At 71.2% G+C, this 18,957-nt stretch carries 14 protein-coding genes; 1 reads left to right on the top strand and 13 read right to left on the bottom strand.

What is annotated here, in order from left to right:
- Positions 1-41: 41 nt before the first annotated feature.
- Together FEF34_RS36850 and FEF34_RS36845 are read right to left on the bottom strand one after the other, a co-directional pair.
- Positions 42-887 (bottom strand): IS5 family transposase, encoded by an 846-nt coding sequence (locus tag FEF34_RS36850; RefSeq protein WP_407698375.1) that lies wholly within the window; start codon positions 885-887, stop codon positions 42-44.
- 185 nt (positions 888-1,072) lie between these two features.
- Positions 1,073-2,401: an APC family permease gene (locus FEF34_RS36845; protein ID WP_199800726.1), complete on the bottom strand. Its 1,329-nt coding sequence runs from the start codon at positions 2,399-2,401 to the stop codon at positions 1,073-1,075.
- A gap of 513 nt (positions 2,402-2,914) precedes the next feature.
- Here FEF34_RS36845 and FEF34_RS44395 point away from each other — a divergent pair.
- Complete coding sequence (locus FEF34_RS44395; RefSeq protein WP_407698331.1) at positions 2,915-3,325, top strand: hypothetical protein; 411 nt, start codon at positions 2,915-2,917, stop codon at positions 3,323-3,325.
- A 97-nt stretch (positions 3,326-3,422) separates the two neighbouring features.
- Here the strand turns inward: FEF34_RS44395 and FEF34_RS36835 are convergent, their stop codons facing one another.
- The 11 genes from FEF34_RS36835 to FEF34_RS36785 all read right to left on the bottom strand — a co-directional run bounded on the left by FEF34_RS36835 (position 3,423) and on the right by FEF34_RS36785 (position 18,722).
- The gene (locus tag FEF34_RS36835) at positions 3,423-4,337 is read right to left on the bottom strand and encodes a DUF4396 domain-containing protein (protein ID WP_234042821.1); all 915 of its coding nucleotides are present in this window, start codon (positions 4,335-4,337) and stop codon (positions 3,423-3,425) included.
- Positions 4,338-4,589: 252 nt separating this feature from the next.
- Positions 4,590-6,230, bottom strand: coding sequence for an FAD-dependent monooxygenase (locus FEF34_RS36830; RefSeq protein ID WP_138057033.1), 1,641 nt, complete (start codon positions 6,228-6,230; stop codon positions 4,590-4,592).
- Between the two features lie 105 nt (positions 6,231-6,335).
- Positions 6,336-7,178, bottom strand: a complete 843-nt coding sequence (locus tag FEF34_RS36825; protein WP_138057032.1) for an SAM-dependent methyltransferase — start codon at positions 7,176-7,178, stop codon at positions 6,336-6,338.
- A 233-nt stretch (positions 7,179-7,411) separates the two neighbouring features.
- On the bottom strand, positions 7,412-8,032 hold the full coding sequence (locus FEF34_RS36820) for a dTDP-4-dehydrorhamnose 3,5-epimerase family protein (RefSeq protein ID WP_138057031.1): 621 nt from the start codon (positions 8,030-8,032) through the stop codon (positions 7,412-7,414).
- A gap of 55 nt (positions 8,033-8,087) precedes the next feature.
- Complete coding sequence (locus tag FEF34_RS36815; protein ID WP_138057030.1) at positions 8,088-9,197, bottom strand: DegT/DnrJ/EryC1/StrS family aminotransferase; 1,110 nt, start codon at positions 9,195-9,197, stop codon at positions 8,088-8,090.
- A gap of 67 nt (positions 9,198-9,264) precedes the next feature.
- The gene (locus tag FEF34_RS36810; protein ID WP_199800725.1) at positions 9,265-10,269 is read right to left on the bottom strand and encodes an NAD-dependent epimerase/dehydratase family protein; all 1,005 of its coding nucleotides are present in this window, start codon (positions 10,267-10,269) and stop codon (positions 9,265-9,267) included.
- 1 nt (position 10,270) lies between these two features.
- Entirely contained in the window at positions 10,271-11,716 is a 1,446-nt protein-coding gene (locus tag FEF34_RS36805) for an NDP-hexose 2,3-dehydratase family protein (protein ID WP_138057029.1), read from the bottom strand.
- A gap of 17 nt (positions 11,717-11,733) precedes the next feature.
- Entirely contained in the window at positions 11,734-12,561 is an 828-nt protein-coding gene (locus FEF34_RS36800; RefSeq protein ID WP_138057028.1) for a methyltransferase domain-containing protein, read from the bottom strand.
- A 43-nt stretch (positions 12,562-12,604) separates the two neighbouring features.
- Positions 12,605-13,864, bottom strand: coding sequence for a cytochrome P450 (locus FEF34_RS36795; RefSeq protein ID WP_138057027.1), 1,260 nt, complete (start codon positions 13,862-13,864; stop codon positions 12,605-12,607).
- An 80-nt stretch (positions 13,865-13,944) separates the two neighbouring features.
- Positions 13,945-17,211 carry a ferritin-like domain-containing protein gene (locus FEF34_RS36790; RefSeq protein ID WP_138057026.1) on the bottom strand — a complete coding sequence of 1,089 codons (3,267 nt, stop codon included), beginning with the start codon at positions 17,209-17,211 and terminating at the stop codon, positions 13,945-13,947.
- Entirely contained in the window at positions 17,208-18,722 is a 1,515-nt protein-coding gene (locus FEF34_RS36785) for a flavin monoamine oxidase family protein (protein ID WP_138057025.1), read from the bottom strand. The genes FEF34_RS36790 and FEF34_RS36785 overlap by 4 nt, the downstream gene beginning before the upstream one ends.
- Positions 18,723-18,957 lie beyond the last annotated feature (235 nt).

Here is an 18,957-nt window from a genome sequence, read left to right as displayed (position 1 = left end):
CGTTCCCGGTGGCCGGGATGACACGGCCCGACGGCCGGGGTTCACACCCACTGGTTGATCGCCGCGACGTGAACGGCCGCCTCGAAACGCACGGCGAGCTTGTCGTATCTGGTCGCAACAGCCCGGTGCTGCTTGAGGCGGCTGATCCCGCACTCCACCGCGTGACGCGCCTTGTAGTCCTGCCGGTCGAAAGCCGGCGGGCGGCCACCGGAGGATCCGAGGGCGCTTGCGGTGCGGTTGCGGATCTGGTCGGCCGGCTCCGGGATCGTGCACCGGATCCCGCGTCTGCGCAGGTAGGCGCGGTTGGCACGCGAGGAATACGCCTTGTCTCCCCGCACCCGCAGCGGTTTGCGTCTGGGGCGCCCACCGCCGGGCCTGGGCACCCGGATGGCTTCGAGGACCGGCTCGAACTGCGGGCTGTCGCCCCGCTGGCCCGCCGTTACCAGCAGCGACAGCGGCTTCTGGCCCTGCTCGCACGCCAGATGGATCTTCGTGGTGAAGCCACCGCGGGACCTGCCCAGCCCATGATCGTCTGGCTCGTGGCCGACCCCGCCGGGCGGTTCCTTCTGCCCAGCGCCGTTGCGGCGGGCACCGGCCGCATGCTGATGGGCCCGGCAGACCGTGGAGTCGACGTTGACTTCCCAGTCGATCAGCCCGAACGAGTCGGCCCTCGCCTGCAACAACGTCAGCAGCCGCGCCCATACGCCCTGGCGCTGCCACCTGCGGAACAGTCCGTAAAGCGGATCGCGGCTCTGCTGGCGCGACCCCGCCGCCCAGCCGCTCCCGTCCCTGCACACCACCGTCTTTCTGCTCACAGCCCTCGTCATCGGCCTCGTCATCGGCGGCCTCACCGTCCTCGCTGGCGCTCCCGTGGCAGCCTCCATCATCGCCGGACTGACCAGCGCAGGTGCCAGCATCCCCGTCCTGCACAATCTCATCCGATGAGGTCTTCTCGGCAACTTCTCATGACACACCCGTTGGGTGGTAAGGCACATGACACTGCACATGGCACCGGTCGGCCCGGCGGGTGCCGACGAGCGGACGCCGTCAAGAGCCGAGCGGCCTGGGGAGATCAGCCAGAGTCTGAGCCGGCGGTCCGGACGAGGAGCAGGGGGGTGCCGGCCAGGAGGACCGCCACGCCCAGGACCGAGCCCCAGCCGGCGTAGAGGAGGCTGGACCAGAGCACCCCGAGGCAGGCGAGGGCGAAGAACGCCGGAGTCACAGGGTGCAGCGGCGTCCGGTAGGGGTGTCTACCACCGGTCCCCCGATGGTGGAAGACGTACAGCGACAGCGCCACCAGCAGCGTGAAGAACCAGAACACCGGCGCGGTGTACGAGACCATCGACCGGAAGCCCGCCCGGGTGGCGGATCCGAAGACGACCAGGGCCGCGCAGACGGCAGCCTGGAGGACGAGCGCGTTGGCGGGGGTCGAGCCGCGCTCCCGCCACCGGCCGATGGACTTCAGCGCCCCGAGGTCGCGGCCGAGGACGTAGTAGGAGCGCGAGCCGGTGATGATCAGTCCGTTGACCGTGGTGAGGGCGGACAACACAACGACGACGCTCATCACGGCCTCGCCGGTGCTGCCGGCGACGGCGCGCATCATCGCGGCCCCCACCACGTCGGAGTCGCGGATGCCGTCCAGTCCCAGCACGCGCAGATAGGCGAAGTTGATCGCGAGGGACACCGCGATGACGATCAGGACGCCGGCGATCAGGGCCCGGGCCATGGTGCGGCGGGCGTCGTGCAGTTCGCCCGAGAGGTAGGCGGCCTCGTTCCAGCCCCCGTAGGTCAGGAGGATGAACATCATGGCCAGGCCGATCCCGGCCCAGGTCGTGTCCTGCGGGGTGCCCTGACGGGGCGTCGGGCCGGTGGTGAGGAACGCGGAGACGACGATGGCGAGGACGGCCAGGACGACGGCCACCCCGATGACATTCTGGGTGGTCTTCCCCGGCCTCGTTCCCACCCGGTTGACCAGGGTGAACAGGAGGATCGAGGCGAGGGCGTAGACGCCGGGACCGTACCGGCCCAGCGGCAGAAGCACGTTCGCGTAGTCGCCCGTGACGAAGGCCGCGGCGGCGATGGCGCCCGGCTGGATGACCGTGCACCGCGCCCAGGCGAACAACAGTGCGAGGCGGGGCCCGTAGGCCGCGCGGAGGAAGGCGTACTCGCCGCCCGCGTCCGGGCGCGCACTACCCAGTTCGGCGTAGCAGAGCGCTCCGGCCAGGGTGAAGAGGCCGCCCAGCAGCCACAGGGACACGAAGACGGTCTCGTCGGCGGAGTACTGGGCGACGAGCGAGGGCGTCCTGAAGATGCCGATGCCCAGGACGATGCCCACCACCATGACCGTGACGTCTCGGGGGGTCAGCTCGGCCCGGGGCATCGCGGCGGCCGGGTCGGACATACTGACAGGGTGCCAGCAGAGCTGCGGGCGGGGCGCCGACGGCACGGTCAGCCGACCCGGGTGCCGCCGAACAGCCCAGTCGCCGAAGGCTGCCGGTGGCGGGCCCCTGCATCTTCTTGGTGTTCCTCACCCGGGCAGTCTGTGGCCGGGGTTGGAGCCGTTCGTGCCGTTGTCCGCGGCGGTCACCCCTGCGGTGCGAACCTCGTGAGGAGGAGTTCTGCGGGAGCGGGAGGCGGCCTGCCGTGGTGAGGCCGAGCGGCTTCGGGTGGAGGCGGAGCGGATCGCGGCTCTGTTGGCGACGTGCGAGCGGGAGCTGGCCCGTATGACGACGGCGTGCCAGGTCGTGGGTGAGTTGCCGCGCGTCGAGCCGGTGCCGGCCTCGCCTGTGGCGGTGGCCTCTGCCGTGGTCCCGGCTGCGCGCCGGGGTGAACGTCCGCCGGATGCCGAGGCTCGGGAGCAGCTGCTTGCGGTGCTGGCGCGGTATGCCCCGCCCGCCAGACGCACGTCGCGGACATGGCCCGCACCAACCTGGAAGGTCACGCCAGCCGCGTCGTGGCCGACCTGAACGCCCACGCCCGGGCCCGCGGCCTCCACGAGGACAGCAGGTCCGCTCAACTGCCCGGCCTGCAAAGCGCCATCGCCTATCTGAAGGCGAAGCAGCCCAATCTCGGCTATGGCCTCGCGCTGGCCCTGGGCTGGCCGATCGCCACCGGGGTGATCGAGGGATGCTGCCGCTACTTGATCAAGGACCGGCTCGATGTGACCGGGGCGAGATGGAGTCTGACCGGCGCCGAAGCCGTCCTCCTCCTACGCGCCGTGATCGACAACGGCGACTTCGACGCGTGCTGGGAATATCACGGTCGACTCGAACACGAACGGCAGCACACCGCCCGCTACCAGCAGGACTTCGTCGTCGCCGCGTGACCACCACGCGGCAGCTCACTCAACGGGAGACGCCCCCCAGATGCGCCACAAAGGCCTACTTGTCACTCCGCCGTAGCTTCGGGAGAGCAGGGCCGTGTCAGCCGAGGTCTCCGAAGATGCCCGCCAGCAGGACACCGGAGGCGAGGAAGACGAGGGTCAGCGTCGCCATCGCGGCCTTCTGCTCCCCGGTCACCTCGCTCTGCGGCATGTCCATTCCGGCGCCGGCCGAGACCGGCGCCGCCGTCGCCGCCGGGACCGCTTCCCCGCCCTCGCCCAGTGCCCGTACGGTCCCCATGCCGTGCTTCAGATGGTTGGCCACCAGCCAGACGTTCACGGGGTAGGCGAAGGCCAGCCCTGCCAGGACCGCGACGGAGAACGTGGCCCAGAAGCGGACGCTGCCCGCGTCGTCGGTACCGGGCACATGGCTCCGAATGATCACGAGCACGGCCACCATGGCACCCATCACGCAGTTCATCGACAGCCACTCCGCGAACACGGTGGAGCGCACGGCCCGGAGGTAGCTTCCGCCGAGCATGTCCCGCATGAAGAGGGCCTGGAAGATCAGCAGTCCGAAGCCGAAACCCACAACGTACTCGAGCACGCTGTCGCCCCAGGGAGGAAGGCCCAGCATCGACGCGATCACCGCGGCCATCATGATGCCGGTGGCATCTCCGGCCACACAGTGGATGGTCGACCCGAAAGCCTGTTTCCACAGGGGTGCCACGAACCGCTCATGGGTCCCCGGCCTGGGTTCCTTGCAGGAGAGCACGTAGAGTGCCGCGCCGACCGGACCGATGTAGAGCGTCACCAGGACCCAGCCCCACTTCATCACGGTCAGTTCGGGGTTCTTGGTGAACGCGTCGTAGGCGACGTAGGCCGTGGACAGCACGACCAGGAAGAACCAGAAATACATCAGTGCGTCAGCCGTGTTCCCGCTGACGCCGCTGCCGGCCACATCCATGTACGCCGTACCCCTCATCATCCAGTCGATGGCCGCTGTACCGGGCTTCACCGCCAATCATGAGCCGTGGTGGCACGTCTCGGGGTGGGCCGGCCCACCGCCGCGCCGTCCCGGCGTTCGCTCTCACCCCGGTGGAGCCGTCGGCAGGGATACGCGGCGGTGTGGACGGAGAGCACTCCGGTGCCCGCTCGCGCCACCCCGGCCTTCCGGGGCCCTGCACACTCGCGGACCGTTCGGGCCGGAGCGCGTTCGGCAACTGCCGTACGTGCGGGTGGCCCTCGCCCCATCATGTGCTCCGCGCGGTCACCCCTCGCCGGATGCGGCCTCGCCCCCCTCGCCCCGGACCGTGTCGACGAGGGTCGCCGGGTCCCCTGGGAGATCGTCGCCGCGCCACGCCACATGGCCGTCGGGGCGTACGAGCACGAAGGCGCGCTCGTACAGTTTGGCGATCTCCGGGTCGCCGCCCTGATGCACGGTCAGCGGCACGCCCCGCCCGGCGAAAGCGCCCTCGAACGCCGGAAGGTCGTCGTGGTCCGCGAAGCGAAGCAGGACGAAGCCCCGGCCGAACAGGTCGAGCGTGGAGGTGGCGGCGTCCCACCAGGCGTGCGCGGCGCGGTGGCCGGGCTCGCTGCCGGGCCGCCAGTCGGCGTCCGGCTGACCGTGGCGGACCGGTACGTCGGGGTCGTCGATGATCGCCGGCGAGCGGTAGCGCAGTCCGAAGTGGATCTGCGGGGCGTCGAACTCCCGCTGCGCGCCGCTGCTCTCCAGCCGCCCGGCCATCTCGGTGCGGGCCCGCTCGCCCTCGGGCCCGTCCAGGTGGATCTCGGGTGGTACCTCCCTGCCCATGGTGCGCTGAAGGTTGGTGTTGGCCTCGTCGAGGCTCTCCAGGGCGATCGGCCGGCGCTCCGTGTCGTACGTGTCGAGCAGGTGCCGTCCCGCCCAGCCGTTCAGCGTGGCGGCGAGTTTCCACCCCAGGTCGGCGGCGTCCGCGATACCGGTGTTGAGCCCGAAGCCGCCGGAAGGCGACAGGGTGTGCGCCGCGTCGCCGGCGAGGAGGACGCGCCCGGCCCGGTACCGGTCGGCGACCCGGTGGGTGAGACGCCACTCGCTGTCGCCGAGCAGTTCCACCGGCGTGTGGAAGGCCAGGGCCTCGCGGATCAGGGACATGGCGTCGACACCGGTCCCGCCGTCGCCGTCCGCGCCCACGACCAGGTTGTACAGGTCGCTGCCGTTCAGCGAGCGCATGGGGAAGCGCAGCGTGGACGACAGCATGAGGAAGTACACGAGGGCGGCGCGGTCGCCGAGTCGCTCCTTGAGTTCGGGGGCTCGGAAGAGGACGTTGCGGAAGACCTGCGTACGGTGACGGCCCGGTGCCTCGATGCCGCAGGCCCGGCGGATCGGGGAAGAGGCGCCGTCGCAGGCGACCAGGAAGCGTGCCCGGACGGTGCCGGTCGTACCGGTGGCCTGGTCGGTGAGGGCGGCGTCGACGTGGTCGTCGGCCGGCAGCACGTGGTCGACGGTGGTGCGGAACCGCAGCGGGCCGTCCGGGTGGACGCCCACTGCCTGCGCCAGCACCGGGGTCAGCCAGTGTGCGGGACAGATCTGGTCGGGCTCGGGGGTGTGCACGAAGGCCGGTCGGCTCGCGGCGGTGCCACGGCGGTACCGGTACACCTCGTGACCGCCCACCCTGGTGACCCAGGCGATGTCCAGAGGATGGTCGGCGGGCCAGCCCGCCCCCCGGACGGCGTCCGCGACGCCCCAGCGGCGGAACAGTTCCATCGAGCGCGGACCGATCGTGCTGACCTTGGGATGCCGGACCTGTCCGTCACCGGCGTCGACGACCATGCAGTCGACCCCGCGGTACGTCAGGTCCAGCGCCAGCGCCATCCCGACCGGGCCGCCGCCCACGATCAGCACATCGGTCCGCTCGCCGGAATGCGTCATCTCGTTCCTGCCTCTCCTCGTGGATCCGTCCTGCTCGTTCGGCTCACGGCCCGTCCGTACCGCGCGGGGAGGGAGCGCGGGTGCGTCCTCCCCGCGCGCATCCGGTCAGGGGCGTTCGGCAGTGACCAGGAGGCAGCCGAAGTCGTCGGCACCCGCCAGGTCGGACGGCTTGAAGGCGTCGTCGCCGAAGTCGAAGTTGCCCTCGTCCATGGCCACCGGGCGGTCCTCGACGGCCGCCAGCTTCCCCAGTTCGTCGGCGAGACGCAGCGTGGTCTGCTCGGTGACGTCGAGGATCTCGCGCAGCCGCAGGCCGGAGCGGTGGAGCAGGGCGACGTAGTCGTCGATGTCCGCCGTGGTCGACATCAGGTCGTGGCAGAACTTGTCGATGCCCGGATGACGTACCGCCTTGCGCGGGTGACGTTCGAACACGTCGGTCAGGACGATCCGGCCGCCGGGCCGGAGCACCCGGCACACCTCGGTGAACACCTGCTGCCGGTCCGGCATGTGGCAGACGGACTCCAGAGCCATCACGGCGTCGAACGACGCGTCTGCGAAGGGAAGTCGCATCGCGTCGCCGTGCTGGAAGACCGCCCGGTCGGCGAGTCCGGCCTCGGCCGCCAGCCGACCCGCGGTCTTGATCTGCTCCTCGCTGATGCTGATGCCGGTGACCCGCGCGCCCGTGTGCGTCACCACCCGCAGACCGGGACCGCCCACCCCGCAGCCCAGGTCGAGGACGTGGGAGGAGTCGTCCACCCTCATCCGCTCGATGAAGACGTCCGTGAGCCGGTCCATCGCCTCCTCGATCGTGGCCTCGGAGTCCGGTGTGTCCCAGTAGCCGATGTGGACGTTGGGGTTGAAGGTGCCGTCGTTCATCGCGCTCAGCGTCAGCCGGTCGTACAGCTTGCCGACGGCTTCCGGCTCGGGCAGGGTCTGGACGGGGTCGGTCATGGAAACGGCCTCTCTGGTTGGCAGGTGACAGCAAGCAGGCATGCGGGCGGGGCGCGGACCCGCCGGTCACAGCATCCCGGCGGGCGGGCCACTGAGCCGGGGCGCCGGTCGGGACCCACTCGTTCGCGTGGGGACGGGCGTCCGCCCCGGACGGTGGGCCGGGCCGGACGCCGCACGACCCATGCGCTCCCGGGTGCGCCGGGGGATACGAACCGCGCGTGGGTGCGCGGGCGTTACGGCACGGGCCCCGCCGGCGCGAGCCAGCCCCTCTCGATCTGCCGGCAGCGGGCGTAGTCCGGCAGCAGGCCCTGCCGCTGGGCCTCGGCGAGGGTGATCGCCGCGCGGTCCCGCTCGGAGAGGATCGGCTCGGTGTCCGTGGTGATCGGCAGTGCGAGGGCCGGGTCGAGTGCGGAGAGGGAGAGTTCGTTCTCGGGGACGTAGCACTCGGAGAGCATGTACGACATGACGGTGTCGTCCTCCAGTGCCAGGAAGGCGTGGCCCACTCCCACCGGAATGAAGCTGGCCCGGTGGTCGCGCTGGTCCATCAGTACCGCGTCCCAGCGGCCGAACGTGGGTGAGCCGACCCTGATGTCGACGACGATGTCCAGCGCACTGCCGCGGGAACAGTGGACGTACTTCGCGGTGCCGGGTGGGGTCACCGTGTAGTGGATGCCGCGTACGACGCCGCGCCGGGACACGCTGTGGTTGGTCTGCGCGACGTGGAAGAGCGGAGCGCCGTGGGCCTCGGTGAACGCCTCCTCCTGGTAGGGCGAGATGAACTTGCCCCGGTCGTCGGGGAAGACGCGGGGGGTGAACTCGATGGCTCCCTCGACGGTGAGTGTGCGTGCTTTCACATCTTCTCCGGTGGCTCGGTGGTCGGCTCGGTGGAACGGGGCGGGAGGCTGCGTGTCACAGCGTCCCCAGTACCTCGCGCACGGCCTGGATGACCTTCTCCTGGAGGTCGGGAGCGAGCGAGGGGTACATCGGCAGCGAGAAGATCTCCTCGGCCAGCGCTTCGGTGACCGGGAGCGACCCCTTGGCGTATCCGAGGTGGGCGAATCCGGTCATGGTGTGCACCGGCCACGGGTAGCTGATGTTGAGGTGGATGTCGTATGCCTTGAGGCGCTCGATGATGTCGTCGCGCCGGGGGTGGCGGACCACGTACACGTAGTACACGTGCTCGTTGCCGGGCACGGTGCGCGGCAGGACGAGGTCGGTGTCGGCGAGACCCTCGGCGTAGCGCCGGGCGACGGCGCGGCGGCCGGCGATGTAGCCGTCGAGGCGCCTCAGCTTGCGGCGGAGGATCTCGGCGTGGAGTTCGTCGAGGCGGCTGTTGTGGGCGGGGGTCTCCAGGGTGTAGTAGCGCTCGTCCATACCGTAGTAGCGCAGTCGGCGCAGTCGTTTCGCCACGGAGGGGTCCGAGGTGATCGTGGCGCCGCCGTCGCCGTACGCGCCGAGTACCTTGGTCGGGTAGAAGGAGAAGGCGGCGGCGTCACCGGTGGCGCCGGCCATGGTCCCGCCCTGCCGGGCGCCGTGGGCTTGGGCGCAGTCCTCCAGGACGGCCAGCCCGTGCCGGGCGGCGAGTTCCTTCAACGGGCCCATGTCCACGCACTGGCCGTACAGATGGACGGGGAGGAGGCACCGGGTGCGTTCCGTGATGGCCGCCCCGACCTGGCCGGTGTCCATGAGGTGGTCGTCCTCACGGACGTCGACGAAGACGGGAGTCGCGCCGGTGGAGTCGATGGCCACGACGGTGGGTGCCGCGGTGTTCGACACCGTGATCACCTCGTCGCCGGGGCCGACGCCGAGGGCCTGGAGTCCCAGCTTGATCGCGTTCGTCCCGTTGTCGACGCCCACGCAGTGGCCCACCGAGTGGTAGGCGGCGAACTCCTCCTCGAAGCCGCGCACGCTCGCGCCGAGCACCAGCCGACCCGAGGCGAAGACCGTCTCAACGGCGTCAAGGATGTCCGGGCGCTCGGCCTCGTACTCCGCCAGATAGTCCCATACACGCGTTGTCATCTTCCAGCCTTTCCAGAACGGCGGCGCACGGCCGTGCGCCTGCGGTAGGTGGGTGTCGGGGGTGCCGTCACCGGGGGGCGTCCCGCTCCCGGGCCAGGGCGGTCACAGCGCGGCGCACGCCTTCGGGCAGCGGGATCCGGGGGTGCCAGCCGGTGGCCGCGCGGAACGGTGAGGAGTCAAGGGTCACGCTGCGGAAGTCCGTCGCGGGGGCGTGCGCGGGTGGTTCGCCGGACACCACGTCGACCGGGGGCCGTCCCACGACGTCGGCCACGGTACGGGCGACGAGCCGAAAGACGTCGCCGAGTGCGTCGCCCCGGCCGGCGCCGATCAGCCAGTGGCTGCCCACCAGGGAGTCCGGGTGGTTCAGGGCGGCCCTGAACGCCGCCGCGACGTCGTCGACATGGACCAGGTCGCGGCGCACCGTGCCGTCGTGCCACATGGTGATCGTCTGACCGTCGAGCGCCCGCCGCACCATGGCGGACACGACACCCTGGTCGCCCGCGCCGGGCGCCGCGCTCTCGCCGAACACCGTGGGCAGGCGCAGGCTGATGCCACGTACCCGGCCCTCGGCCGTGGCCTTCAGCAGGAGTTGCTCGGCGGCCAGCTTCTGCCGGTCGTAGGCGGTTTCGGGGCGGTCGGGTTCGGTGCCGTCCAGCGGCTCCCGCTGCGGAACACCGACCTGCGAGGCGGCACCGCCGTACACGACCAGCGGGGGCGTCTCCTCGCCGGGAGCCGGTCGCAGTACGTCGACGAGGTCCCTCATGACCCCGACGTTGACGCGTTCGGCGCCGGGGTCGCTCTCGGCGGCCCGCCAGCCGCCCTCCCCCAGCAGCAGATGGATCACCGCGTCCGAGCCGGCGACCGCCTCGGCGAGGGCGTCCCGGTCGGTGAGGTCGGCGGTGACGACGGTGGTCTCGGCCGGGCCGGGAGCAGGTGCGCTCGGCCTGCGCGCAACGGCCCGCAGCCGGATCCGGCGGCCGGCCAGTGCGCGGGTGACGGACGATCCGACGAAGCCGGAGGCACCGAGTACGGTGACCAGCGGTGTGCGCTTCATGGCGTTCCTCTTCTTCATGTCAGCGATGCCCTCCTCCATGGCGCTGCTCTCCCCGGGGCCGCGCCATGGCGGCGTTGAGGCAGGCCAGCAGCGTGCGGGCCTCCACGTTCACGTAGTGGCCGTGCCGGGTGAGGGCCGTGAGCTGGCCCGGGGTGACCCAGGTGTAGGCGGGGGGCGGGTCGAGCGGGGCGTCATCGGCTTCGACGACGAGGTACCGGCTCCTCGCGTTGAGGAAGCGCCCGCCCTCCTCGGAGAGAACGGCCTGGTAGAGGATGTGCGACGGCGGGGCGTCGAGGACGGCGTCGAGGAACGGCGGGCGGTCCGACGGGGGCAGATGGGTGTAGTTGCCGGGGGTGCACTGAACGGTCGGGGCCAGCTCGACGGTGTCCAGGAAGCCGCCCTCGGCCCGGGCGTGCACCAGCACATGGGGTACCCCGTCGATCTCACGGACGAGGAACGCGGCGGTCCCCAGTCCCACGGGTTCGACCAACGGCTGGTCCCAGCTGACCACTTCGCGGTTGCCGGCCCGCACGGAGACGGCGACGACCTTGAAGTAGCGGCCGTCCTCGTGCTCGATCGCCTCGGCGCCGCGCTTCCAGCCGCGCACGTCGGCCAGCGGTACGCGCTCGGCGCACACGTCGTGGCGGGAGCGCTCGCCCGTGAACCAGGACAGGAGTTGCGCGTCAGACAGCAGCGCGCCGGGGGACGTGTCCCGGTACGGCAGGCAGGACAGCACGGTCCTGGCGTTCATGTTGACCACGTCGTCCTCGTGCAGCAGTTCGGCGATCTGGCCGAGGGTGAGCCAGCGGAAGTCGTCCAGTTCGGGGACGTCGTCGACGGTCTCCACGATCATGTTGCGGTTGGTCTTGCGGTAGAACCACGAGCCCTGTTCGGACTGGAGGACGTCGACGACGACGCGGTCGGGATCGGGGCGGAAGAAGTGGGCGATGAGCTTGACGTCCGTGCCCCGGTGGGCCCCCGTGTAGTTGCTGCGGGTGGCCTGCACGGTCGGGGAGAGCTGGAGCAGATTGGCGTTGCCCGGCTCCATCTTGGCCTGCATCAAAAAGTGCAGCACCCCGTCGAACTCCTTGGCCAGTATACCGAGGATGCCCACTTCGGGCTGTCTGACGACCGGCTGCTGCCACTCCCGGTACGGGCCGTCGCCGGAAGGCCCGTCGAGCTCCACCACGTGCATGCCCTCGACGGTGAAGAACCGCCCGCTGCGGTGCACGAGATTGCCGGTGCCCTGCTCGAACCGCCACTCGCCCAGCTCCGCGAACGGTATCCGTTCCACGTGGAAGACGTGGGCCCGGCGACGCTCGGCCAGCCAGGCGCGCACGTCCTCGGTCCGTACCCGCGCACCTCGCCCGCTCGCGGCAGACAGGGCGATGCGGTCGGCCAACCGCCGGTCCTCGCGCGGACGTACGGCCGGGGCGGCGGGCAGTGGAACGATCCCAGACGACATCGAGGACTCCTTGCCGGTCAGGACCGCTGCGCGGTGATCAGGACATAGCCGGTGTGCGGGTTCTCCCCGACGCCCTCCATCAGGTCGGCCGCCGCGGTCATCTGCTCCGCCGCGCCGGGGTCGAGGGAGTCGGCGAGCCCCCGGAACGCGGCCGCGGCGTGCCCGTAACTGGCGCGGACCTGCTCGCCGATGTCCGTCAGCTCCAGCAGTTCCCAGCCGGCTGCCGCCAGACGGGCGCGGTGCTCGTCGGGCGTGTTGATCCCGGCGATCTCGTACATGCGCAGCATCCCCTCCAGCACCGCCTTGTCGTCGCCGCTGAACGGCCGCCGCAGGCACAGGTCGGCGACGGCGAGTCGGCCGCCGGGCTGGACGACTCGGCGGAGTTCCCTCAACGCGCCGATCTGGTCGGTCACGTGCAGCAGCGACTCGATCGCGAAGGCCCCGTCGAAGGAACCGTCCTGGAAGGGCAGATCCGTGGCGTCCGCCAGCCGGAAGGAGACCCGGCCGCCGAGGCCGGCCCCGACCGCCCGCTCCGCCGCCTCGGCTACCTGCTGCTGGCTGACGGTGACGCCGGTGACGTGCACGCCGTGCCCGGCGGCGATGCGCAGGGCCGGTACCCCGATGCCGCAGCCGACGTCCAGCAGGTGCTGGTCCGGCCGGAGGGCGAGGCGGTCGGCGACGAGATCGGTGAGACGGTCGGTGGCTGCGGCGAGCGGGACGCCGGGATCGTCGTCCCAGTAGCCCACGTGGATGTTGCCGCCCATGGCGGTGGTGGCCCCGGCGTCGGCGAACTGGTCGTACACCTCGCCCACGGAGTCGGCGGAGGTGTCGGACTGCTGCGTCATGGTCGTGCCTTCCTGTCGTGCGTTGTCGATGCCTCGCAACGGGTCACGGGAGGTCGGACAGGTCGAGGACCAGCCGAGTCGGGCCGTGGAAGACCAGGTCGTCGGCGTACTCGACCCGGTGACCGCCGCGGCCGAGCCCGGGGATTCCGTCCAGCAGGGTCCTGAGGCCGATCTCGGCCTCGGCGCGGGCCAGCGTCGCGCCCAGGCAGTAGTGGATGCCGAGGCCGAAGCCCAGGTGCCGGTCGGCGGCGCGGTGGACGTCCAGGACGTCGGGGTCCGGGAAGCGCGCGGGGTCCCGGTTCGCCGAGCCCAGCAGGGCGACCACGCGGCTGCCGCGCGGCACGTCGTACCCGCCGAGGCGCGCGTCCTCGTACGCCCAACGCGTCACCGCCTGCACCGGCGGGTCGTAGCGCATGAGCTCCTCGACCGCGAGCGGCGTCACCTCGGGTGCGCCACGCAGCTCTGCGAGGATCTCGGGGTGCGCCCGCAGGGCCAGCACGGCCTTGGCCAGGAAGTTGGTGGTGGTCTCGTGTCCGGCGGTGAGCAGATGGACGCAGGTGCCGACGATCCCGTCCACGCTCAGCCGTGTGCCGGTGTCCCGGGCCCGGACGAGGAGGGTGAGCAGGTCGCCACCGTCGCTCCCGCTCCGCCGGTCCACCTCCCGCCGAAAGTAGCGCGCGAACTCCCGGGAGGCCGCCTCGGCCCGTTCGTAACCGCCGGCGCCGCGTGATCGGGTGGTGCTGGCCTCCTGGAGGGCGACCGCGCCCGCGCGAAGCCAGGCGCGGTCCTCTTCGGGCAGGCCGAGCAGTTCGGAGATGACGAGGATGGGAAAGGGTGCGGCGAAGCCCTCGACGAGGTCGGCCTCGCGGTGCCCTCCCAGCCGCTCCACGAGTTGCTGGGCGAGCCGGGTGATGCGCGGGCGGAGATCGGTGACGATCGAGGGCGAGAACCGGGAGTTGAGCAGAGAACGCAGCTCGGTGTGGCGCGGCGGGTCCAGGAAGACCAGCCAGTTCTCGACGATGGTCCGCAGGGCCCGGTGTTCGGCGGGGATCGGGACGGGGGCCGTGCGGGTGCCGGTGTCGCCGGAGGCCGCGCGCGGGTTCCGTCCGAACCGCCGGTCCGACAGGACGCGGACGACGTCGTCGTATGTGAAGACGTAGAAGGTGTCCGGCCTGTCCGGGCCCGATGCGGTGCGATGGACCGGCGCGGCCTCCCGGTAACGCCGGTACACGGGGTACGGGTGGCTGATGTCCTTCCTGTCCCAGCCCATGAGGTCGAACCGCGGCAGCGTGGCGCGGGACATGCGGTCTCCTTCGGTCGGCAGTGCGGCGGTGTGGTTCGGGGCACTCTCCGGCTGCGGGGTGGCCGGAAGTGGCCGGGCCGCTAGCGGTCCGGCGGCCGGAAGTGGTCGGCCCAGAACGCGCTCATCTCGCCGACGCGCGCGGGCACGACGGGATGTTTGCCGCATTCCGTGGCGAGGTCGTCGAGGCGCCGGGCTATACCGCGCCGGGCCACGTCCGGGCGGGAGACGGCCGTCGGCTGCTCGATCAGTTCGAACGACGGCCCGGCGGTCATGCCCCGGCGCCCCGACGGCATGGTCACGAGCAGTTCCGCGAGCGGGCGCATCAGGCCCGTCATCATGTCGATCGCCGCGTTCATCAGGTCGGACCGCCGCAGGGCGGCGTCGGGGCACTCGCCGAAGTGCTGGACCATGAGCTGCAGCGCCATGAAGTAGGCGCGGTTGAACAGCTTCATCACCGCCCGGGCCCCGGCGTCGGTGACCGTCTCCATCGCCGGGTTCCCCTGACCGAGTGTCGGGTTCCGTACGACGGGGTAGGCCGGGTTCCACCGTTCGGCGCCCGGGTGCGGCCCGTCGGTCGGCGCGCTGCGGAGCAGTTCGGAGATGCGCAGGAACGCGTGGTAGTGGGACGTCTCCTCGCCTCGCGGGTCGAGCACTCCTCCCTCTCCCTGCTCGGTGATGACGTCGATGGCGAACAACGCGCCGGCGAGGTCGTCGACTTCGAGCTGGTAGTCGGGGTGGGTCCGGTTGAGGGACTCCCGCAGGAACAGGTGGTGCTCCCCGCCTCCTCTGCCCTTGTCCACCATGAAGAGGTCCGGGACGTTCCGCAGTCCCTCCCTGAGGTCCGCGTAGAGCTCGCTCAGCGAGCCGTACGGGTGCCGTTCGTCGTACGCGGCGGGGGCCGCCGGTCCGTCGCCGCGCCGTACCTCCTCGACGAGGTCCTCCGGACGCTCGATCTGCACGAAGCGCTCCACGCTGCCGGGTCCCAGCCGCTCCAGGGAGAAGTCCAGCGGGACCGCCAGCTCGTGGTCGACGGTGCCGAAGTCGATGCGGGGCACGTGGAACGGCTCGCCCACCGCGGTGAGGATGTTGTTGACGAGCAGGAAGTGGATCATTTCCTCGCGGGCGATGTTCATGAGCATGCTGCGGACGCCCTCGTCGAGGGTCTCCCCGCCGTCACCGCAGGCGAGCCGGAGCTGCTCGGGTGTCCACAGCCCCCGCCGTACGTACTCGGCCCCGGCGCCGTGGGTGGGCACCGAGTAGGCGGCGTAGAGGTACTGGAGCATGACGGCCAGTTCGATCGCGGCGGCGTCGCGCAGCACCTTGACGAGTTGGTCCCGGGTGGTGATCCTCCGGCTTCTGCGGCCCGTGGCCGGCACCGCCAACAGCACTTCGTCGGGCTTCTGCTGGGCGCGCAGGAACGTCAGCAGCAGTTGTGCCTTCGGTTCGGACAGCTCCCGCGTGGGCGGCATGTAGTACGTCTTCGCCTTGTTGCGCGGGTCGCACATCTGCCAGATCAGCTTGGCGTAGGTCTCGACCTTGCAGCGGTCCGCGAGGCTGAAGACCTCCGCCTTCATGAACGAGTACGTGTGCTCGTAGAACGCGAAGACCTCCTCGTACACCAGGTCGAAGGTCACCTCGTCCTGGCCTATCCCGGCCAGCCGCCAGTCGTCGGGCAGCACCCGCACCGTCAGATAGCCGGCGCCGGGCCAGTAGCCGAGCGCGTCGTCGTGGTCGTGGCCGAGCGTGGCGGAGCCGGGTCGGTCCGGGTCGCACGGCAGGTCGTCGGGGCCCGTGGACAGCAGGACCCGGGCGGTCCCGGCCGCCGCGCCCCGCAGGGTGAACCAGCCCCGGCCCGCGTCGTCCGTGCCGAGAGCACACGTGCTCGACCATGCGCCGTCACCGCCCCGCCGTCCCGCACGCACCCGGACGACGTCGATGTCCGAGCACCGCGCGTCGGGGGACGCCGCGGCCGGGTCACGCGGCAGGGCCCGGGGGTTGAAGAACTGCCGTACGCCGACCCCGGCGACGGCGGCCGGACGGCCCCGGACGAAGGACCGCACGAGCACCTCGACGTCGTGGTCCGCGTCGTCCGCGTCCCGGGGGTGCTCCAGGATGACGGCCGCGTCGTCGACCTGGACGTTGACCTCCTTCTCGCGCAGGTGCACCACCGGGCCGTCGGGGCCGGTCCCGACCAGGTGCAGCGCCTCCTCGGCAGCCTCCCCCGCCGACATCTCGATGGGGACCGTCACCACGCCGCCGGCGAGGGCGTACGCCTCCCCGAGGTAGGTCTGCCGGGGCACCCGGGCGACCAGTCGATCGCTGTCCGCCGTCCGCAGTTCGAGATCGCCGATGTCGAGTGGCACGGCCACGGACCGGCCGTCTCGCACCGAGCCGGAGACGGGCACCGCGGTGATCATGTTGAGCACGGCATGGTCGTCCGTCAGTTCGAGGGTGAGGTTGTGCGGCCCTCCGGGCCCGGGACGGCACGGAACCAGCAGACGGCCCGCCGGGTAGGTACGCGGCTCGCACGGACGCCAGGGAGCGACGGTTCCGCGCAGTCGCCAGCGGCTCGGCCGGTCGGGCGCCTCGGGTGGGGACAAGTGGCTGAGTGCGAACTGCACGACCAGCCCTCCGGCCCGCCCGCAGGCCACCGTGTCCCGCAGGAGCCGTACGGCCGGTGAGACGGCCGCCTCGTCGAGCCAGGTCAGTTCGGCGTCCTCGGTCACGACGAACTGGTGGACCACGGAGCGGCGCAGGCGGTTGGCCAGCCAGTGCTCACCGACGTCTTCCACGTGGTGGGTGTTGTGCCACCTCGGGGGGTGGAAGCCGTGGACGGTGCCGGTGGCCATGTAGCCGACGTCGTGGGAGCGGCCGTCACGCCCGAAGCAGAACTGTCCGACCATGAGGGTCGTCGTCCAGTCGGAGGCCGGATCGACGTCGAAGACGCGGGCTCGGTTCACCGTGGTGCCGAGGTACTCGTTGTAGTGCCCCCACATGTCGACGGAGCGCCCGATCACCGGGTCCTCGGTTTCCAGGTCGCCCGCGCGGCGCTCGACGCCGACGATCCGCGCGTCGACGGCGAAGTGTCCGTTGCCGGCGAAGTCCTCGCCCTTGGACGCGCTGAAGGGTCCGTCGGGCGCCGGGCGGCCGGTGCTGTCGTACCGCGGCCCGATCCGGTCGAGGTGGTCGTGGTACTCACCCGGCGGACGGCGGGCCGGGAAGGGCTGCCCGTCGGCGGTGAGTGCCGTGTTCGTGGCCAGGTCGACGAGGCCGCTGCGGGCGCCGGTGGGCGCATGGGCCGTGGCGGTTCCGGAGAAGTGCAGCCGGGGCAGGTCGAAGACGCTCACGCCGACCGGTCCGAGCGGCTCGGGCGGGTGGCGGCGAACACGCCCCTGGCGCGCGGCTCGCACCATTCGATCTCGTGCGCGGCGTCGATCGCCGACTCGATGGCGCCCTCGATCCACGCGGGCTTCGACGAGCAGTGCTCGCCGGCGAAGAAGAGGCTCCGCTGCGGCCGGGCGGCCTCGCGTCGTTCGGCCTCGCGGAGGGCGGCCTCCTGGCCCCACCGGACCGTGGCCGCTCCCCAGGACCATCGGCGTGCTCCCCAGGCCCGGCCCGCCACCCCCAGGACCATGCCCGGCCTGCGCAACTCGGGGTGCATCACGCTCAGTTCCTTGGTGACGAGGGCGTTCCGCTCGGCCTCGCTCAGCCGGGCGAGGGCCTCGGCGTCCGGGCCGATGGTGTAGCTGGCGAGCAGCACCGCGCCCAGCGCGGGGTCGCCGTCGGCGGGCGGGTAGTACGTCTGCCGGACGTGGCCGCCGGTGAAGGAGGCGCCCCCGCTGATGCCGTCCTTCTGCCAGAACGCCTCGCGGCAGTGGAAGGCTATCTTCGTCGCCGGCCAGTACTTCGTCTGGTGGACGATATCCAGTTTGTCCTGGTCGAAGCCGGTCAACCGCATCTTCCGGAGTACGGTGAACGGAATGGTGCACACCACGTAGTCACAGGTCCTGGTGACCGTCGTGACGCCCTGCCGGATCCGCAGGACCACCTCGTCGTCCCGCACGTCGATGCCCACGACCTCCTGGCCCAGCGAGATCCTTCCGCGGATCCGCGAGGCGAGCCGCCGGGGAAGCGCGTCCATGCCGTCCCGCAGCCGCACGATGCTGGAGCTGGTCTCGTCGAGCACGTCGTCGAGGAAGCGCTCCAGCCGGAGCGGGCAGGACGACCGTATTCGGGGGTGGTCGGCGAAGAAGGCGTGCAGGTCGATCCTGTTGTGCGCGGTACCGCACCGGTACGGCGTCAGGTCGATGTGGTCGACGAGATCGAGCAGTTCCACGCCGATGTCGTTGTGCAGCCCGTCGTAGAACTGGCGGGGTGCGATGGCCCTGATGCTGGCATCCAGCCACGCCCCGAACAGCAGGGTGTCGGGCCGGTAGTGCGCGCTCGGCAGTCCGGCGGCGAAGTTGTCGACCAGGGTGCCGTGCGCCTCGCGCACGCGAAGGTATCCGGCGGAACTGGGCAGATAGGCGGCGTCGTCGGAGAACAGCGTCCGGAACTCGCGGACCTGGTTCTGCAGACCGAGTTCGGCGATGTAGTGCATGGTCAGCCGGTGCCCGGCGGGGATGCGCATCGCGCCGAGCTCGGCGAACGGCCCGGTCTCACCGGCACCGGCGAAGCGGTGGGTGTGAATCCGGCCGCCCACCTCGCGGCTTCCTTCGATGATCTGGACGTCGTGCCCGAGGCGTTCCAGTTCATAGGCCGTCACCAGACCGGCGATGCCGGCGCCGATGACGGTCACCTTCTTCGGTCCACCGATGGCGCCGTCCGGCCCGTCACTGTCCTGCAAGGGTGCCGTCACAGGTTTCCTCCAGTACGCGATGTCCAAGGCCGGGGGCTGTGTGGGATGAACGCGGCGCCTTTCCGTGTTTCGGAAGGGGCGATGCCGGGGATTGCGCATCGGCAATTCTTCGGGTGGCGGAGTTGCGTCCGTATCCCCCGGCGGACCTGCGCACGAGTGGTTCGACGGGCCGTCCGTCGCCGTGACCGGGGCGCCGCGGCGGCGCCATCCTGCGCGAGTGCGCGGGGTTTTCCCA

This window comes from Streptomyces marianii (assembly GCF_005795905.1).
In the GTDB taxonomy this organism is placed as follows: domain Bacteria; phylum Actinomycetota; class Actinomycetes; order Streptomycetales; family Streptomycetaceae; genus Streptomyces; species Streptomyces marianii.
This window is presented reverse-complemented; position numbering and strand designations above follow the sequence as displayed.

Bases quoted from the DNA above. Each gene is read 5' to 3' on its own strand.
- FEF34_RS36850 (WP_407698375.1), bottom strand. From the start codon at position 887: ATGATGGAGGCTGCCACGGGAGCGCCAGCGAGGACGGTGAGGCCGCCG.
- FEF34_RS36845 (WP_199800726.1), bottom strand. From the start codon at position 2,401: ATGTCCGACCCGGCCGCCGCGATGCCCCGGGCCGAGCTGACCCCCCGA.
- FEF34_RS44395 (WP_407698331.1), top strand. From the start codon at position 2,915: ATGGCCCGCACCAACCTGGAAGGTCACGCCAGCCGCGTCGTGGCCGAC.
- FEF34_RS36830 (WP_138057033.1), bottom strand. From the start codon at position 6,230: ATGACGCATTCCGGCGAGCGGACCGATGTGCTGATCGTGGGCGGCGGC.
- FEF34_RS36825 (WP_138057032.1), bottom strand. From the start codon at position 7,178: ATGACCGACCCCGTCCAGACCCTGCCCGAGCCGGAAGCCGTCGGCAAG.
- FEF34_RS36815 (WP_138057030.1), bottom strand. From the start codon at position 9,197: ATGACAACGCGTGTATGGGACTATCTGGCGGAGTACGAGGCCGAGCGC.
- FEF34_RS36810 (WP_199800725.1), bottom strand. From the start codon at position 10,269: ATGAAGAAGAGGAACGCCATGAAGCGCACACCGCTGGTCACCGTACTC.
- FEF34_RS36805 (WP_138057029.1), bottom strand. From the start codon at position 11,716: ATGTCGTCTGGGATCGTTCCACTGCCCGCCGCCCCGGCCGTACGTCCG.
- FEF34_RS36800 (WP_138057028.1), bottom strand. From the start codon at position 12,561: ATGACGCAGCAGTCCGACACCTCCGCCGACTCCGTGGGCGAGGTGTAC.
- FEF34_RS36795 (WP_138057027.1), bottom strand. From the start codon at position 13,864: ATGTCCCGCGCCACGCTGCCGCGGTTCGACCTCATGGGCTGGGACAGG.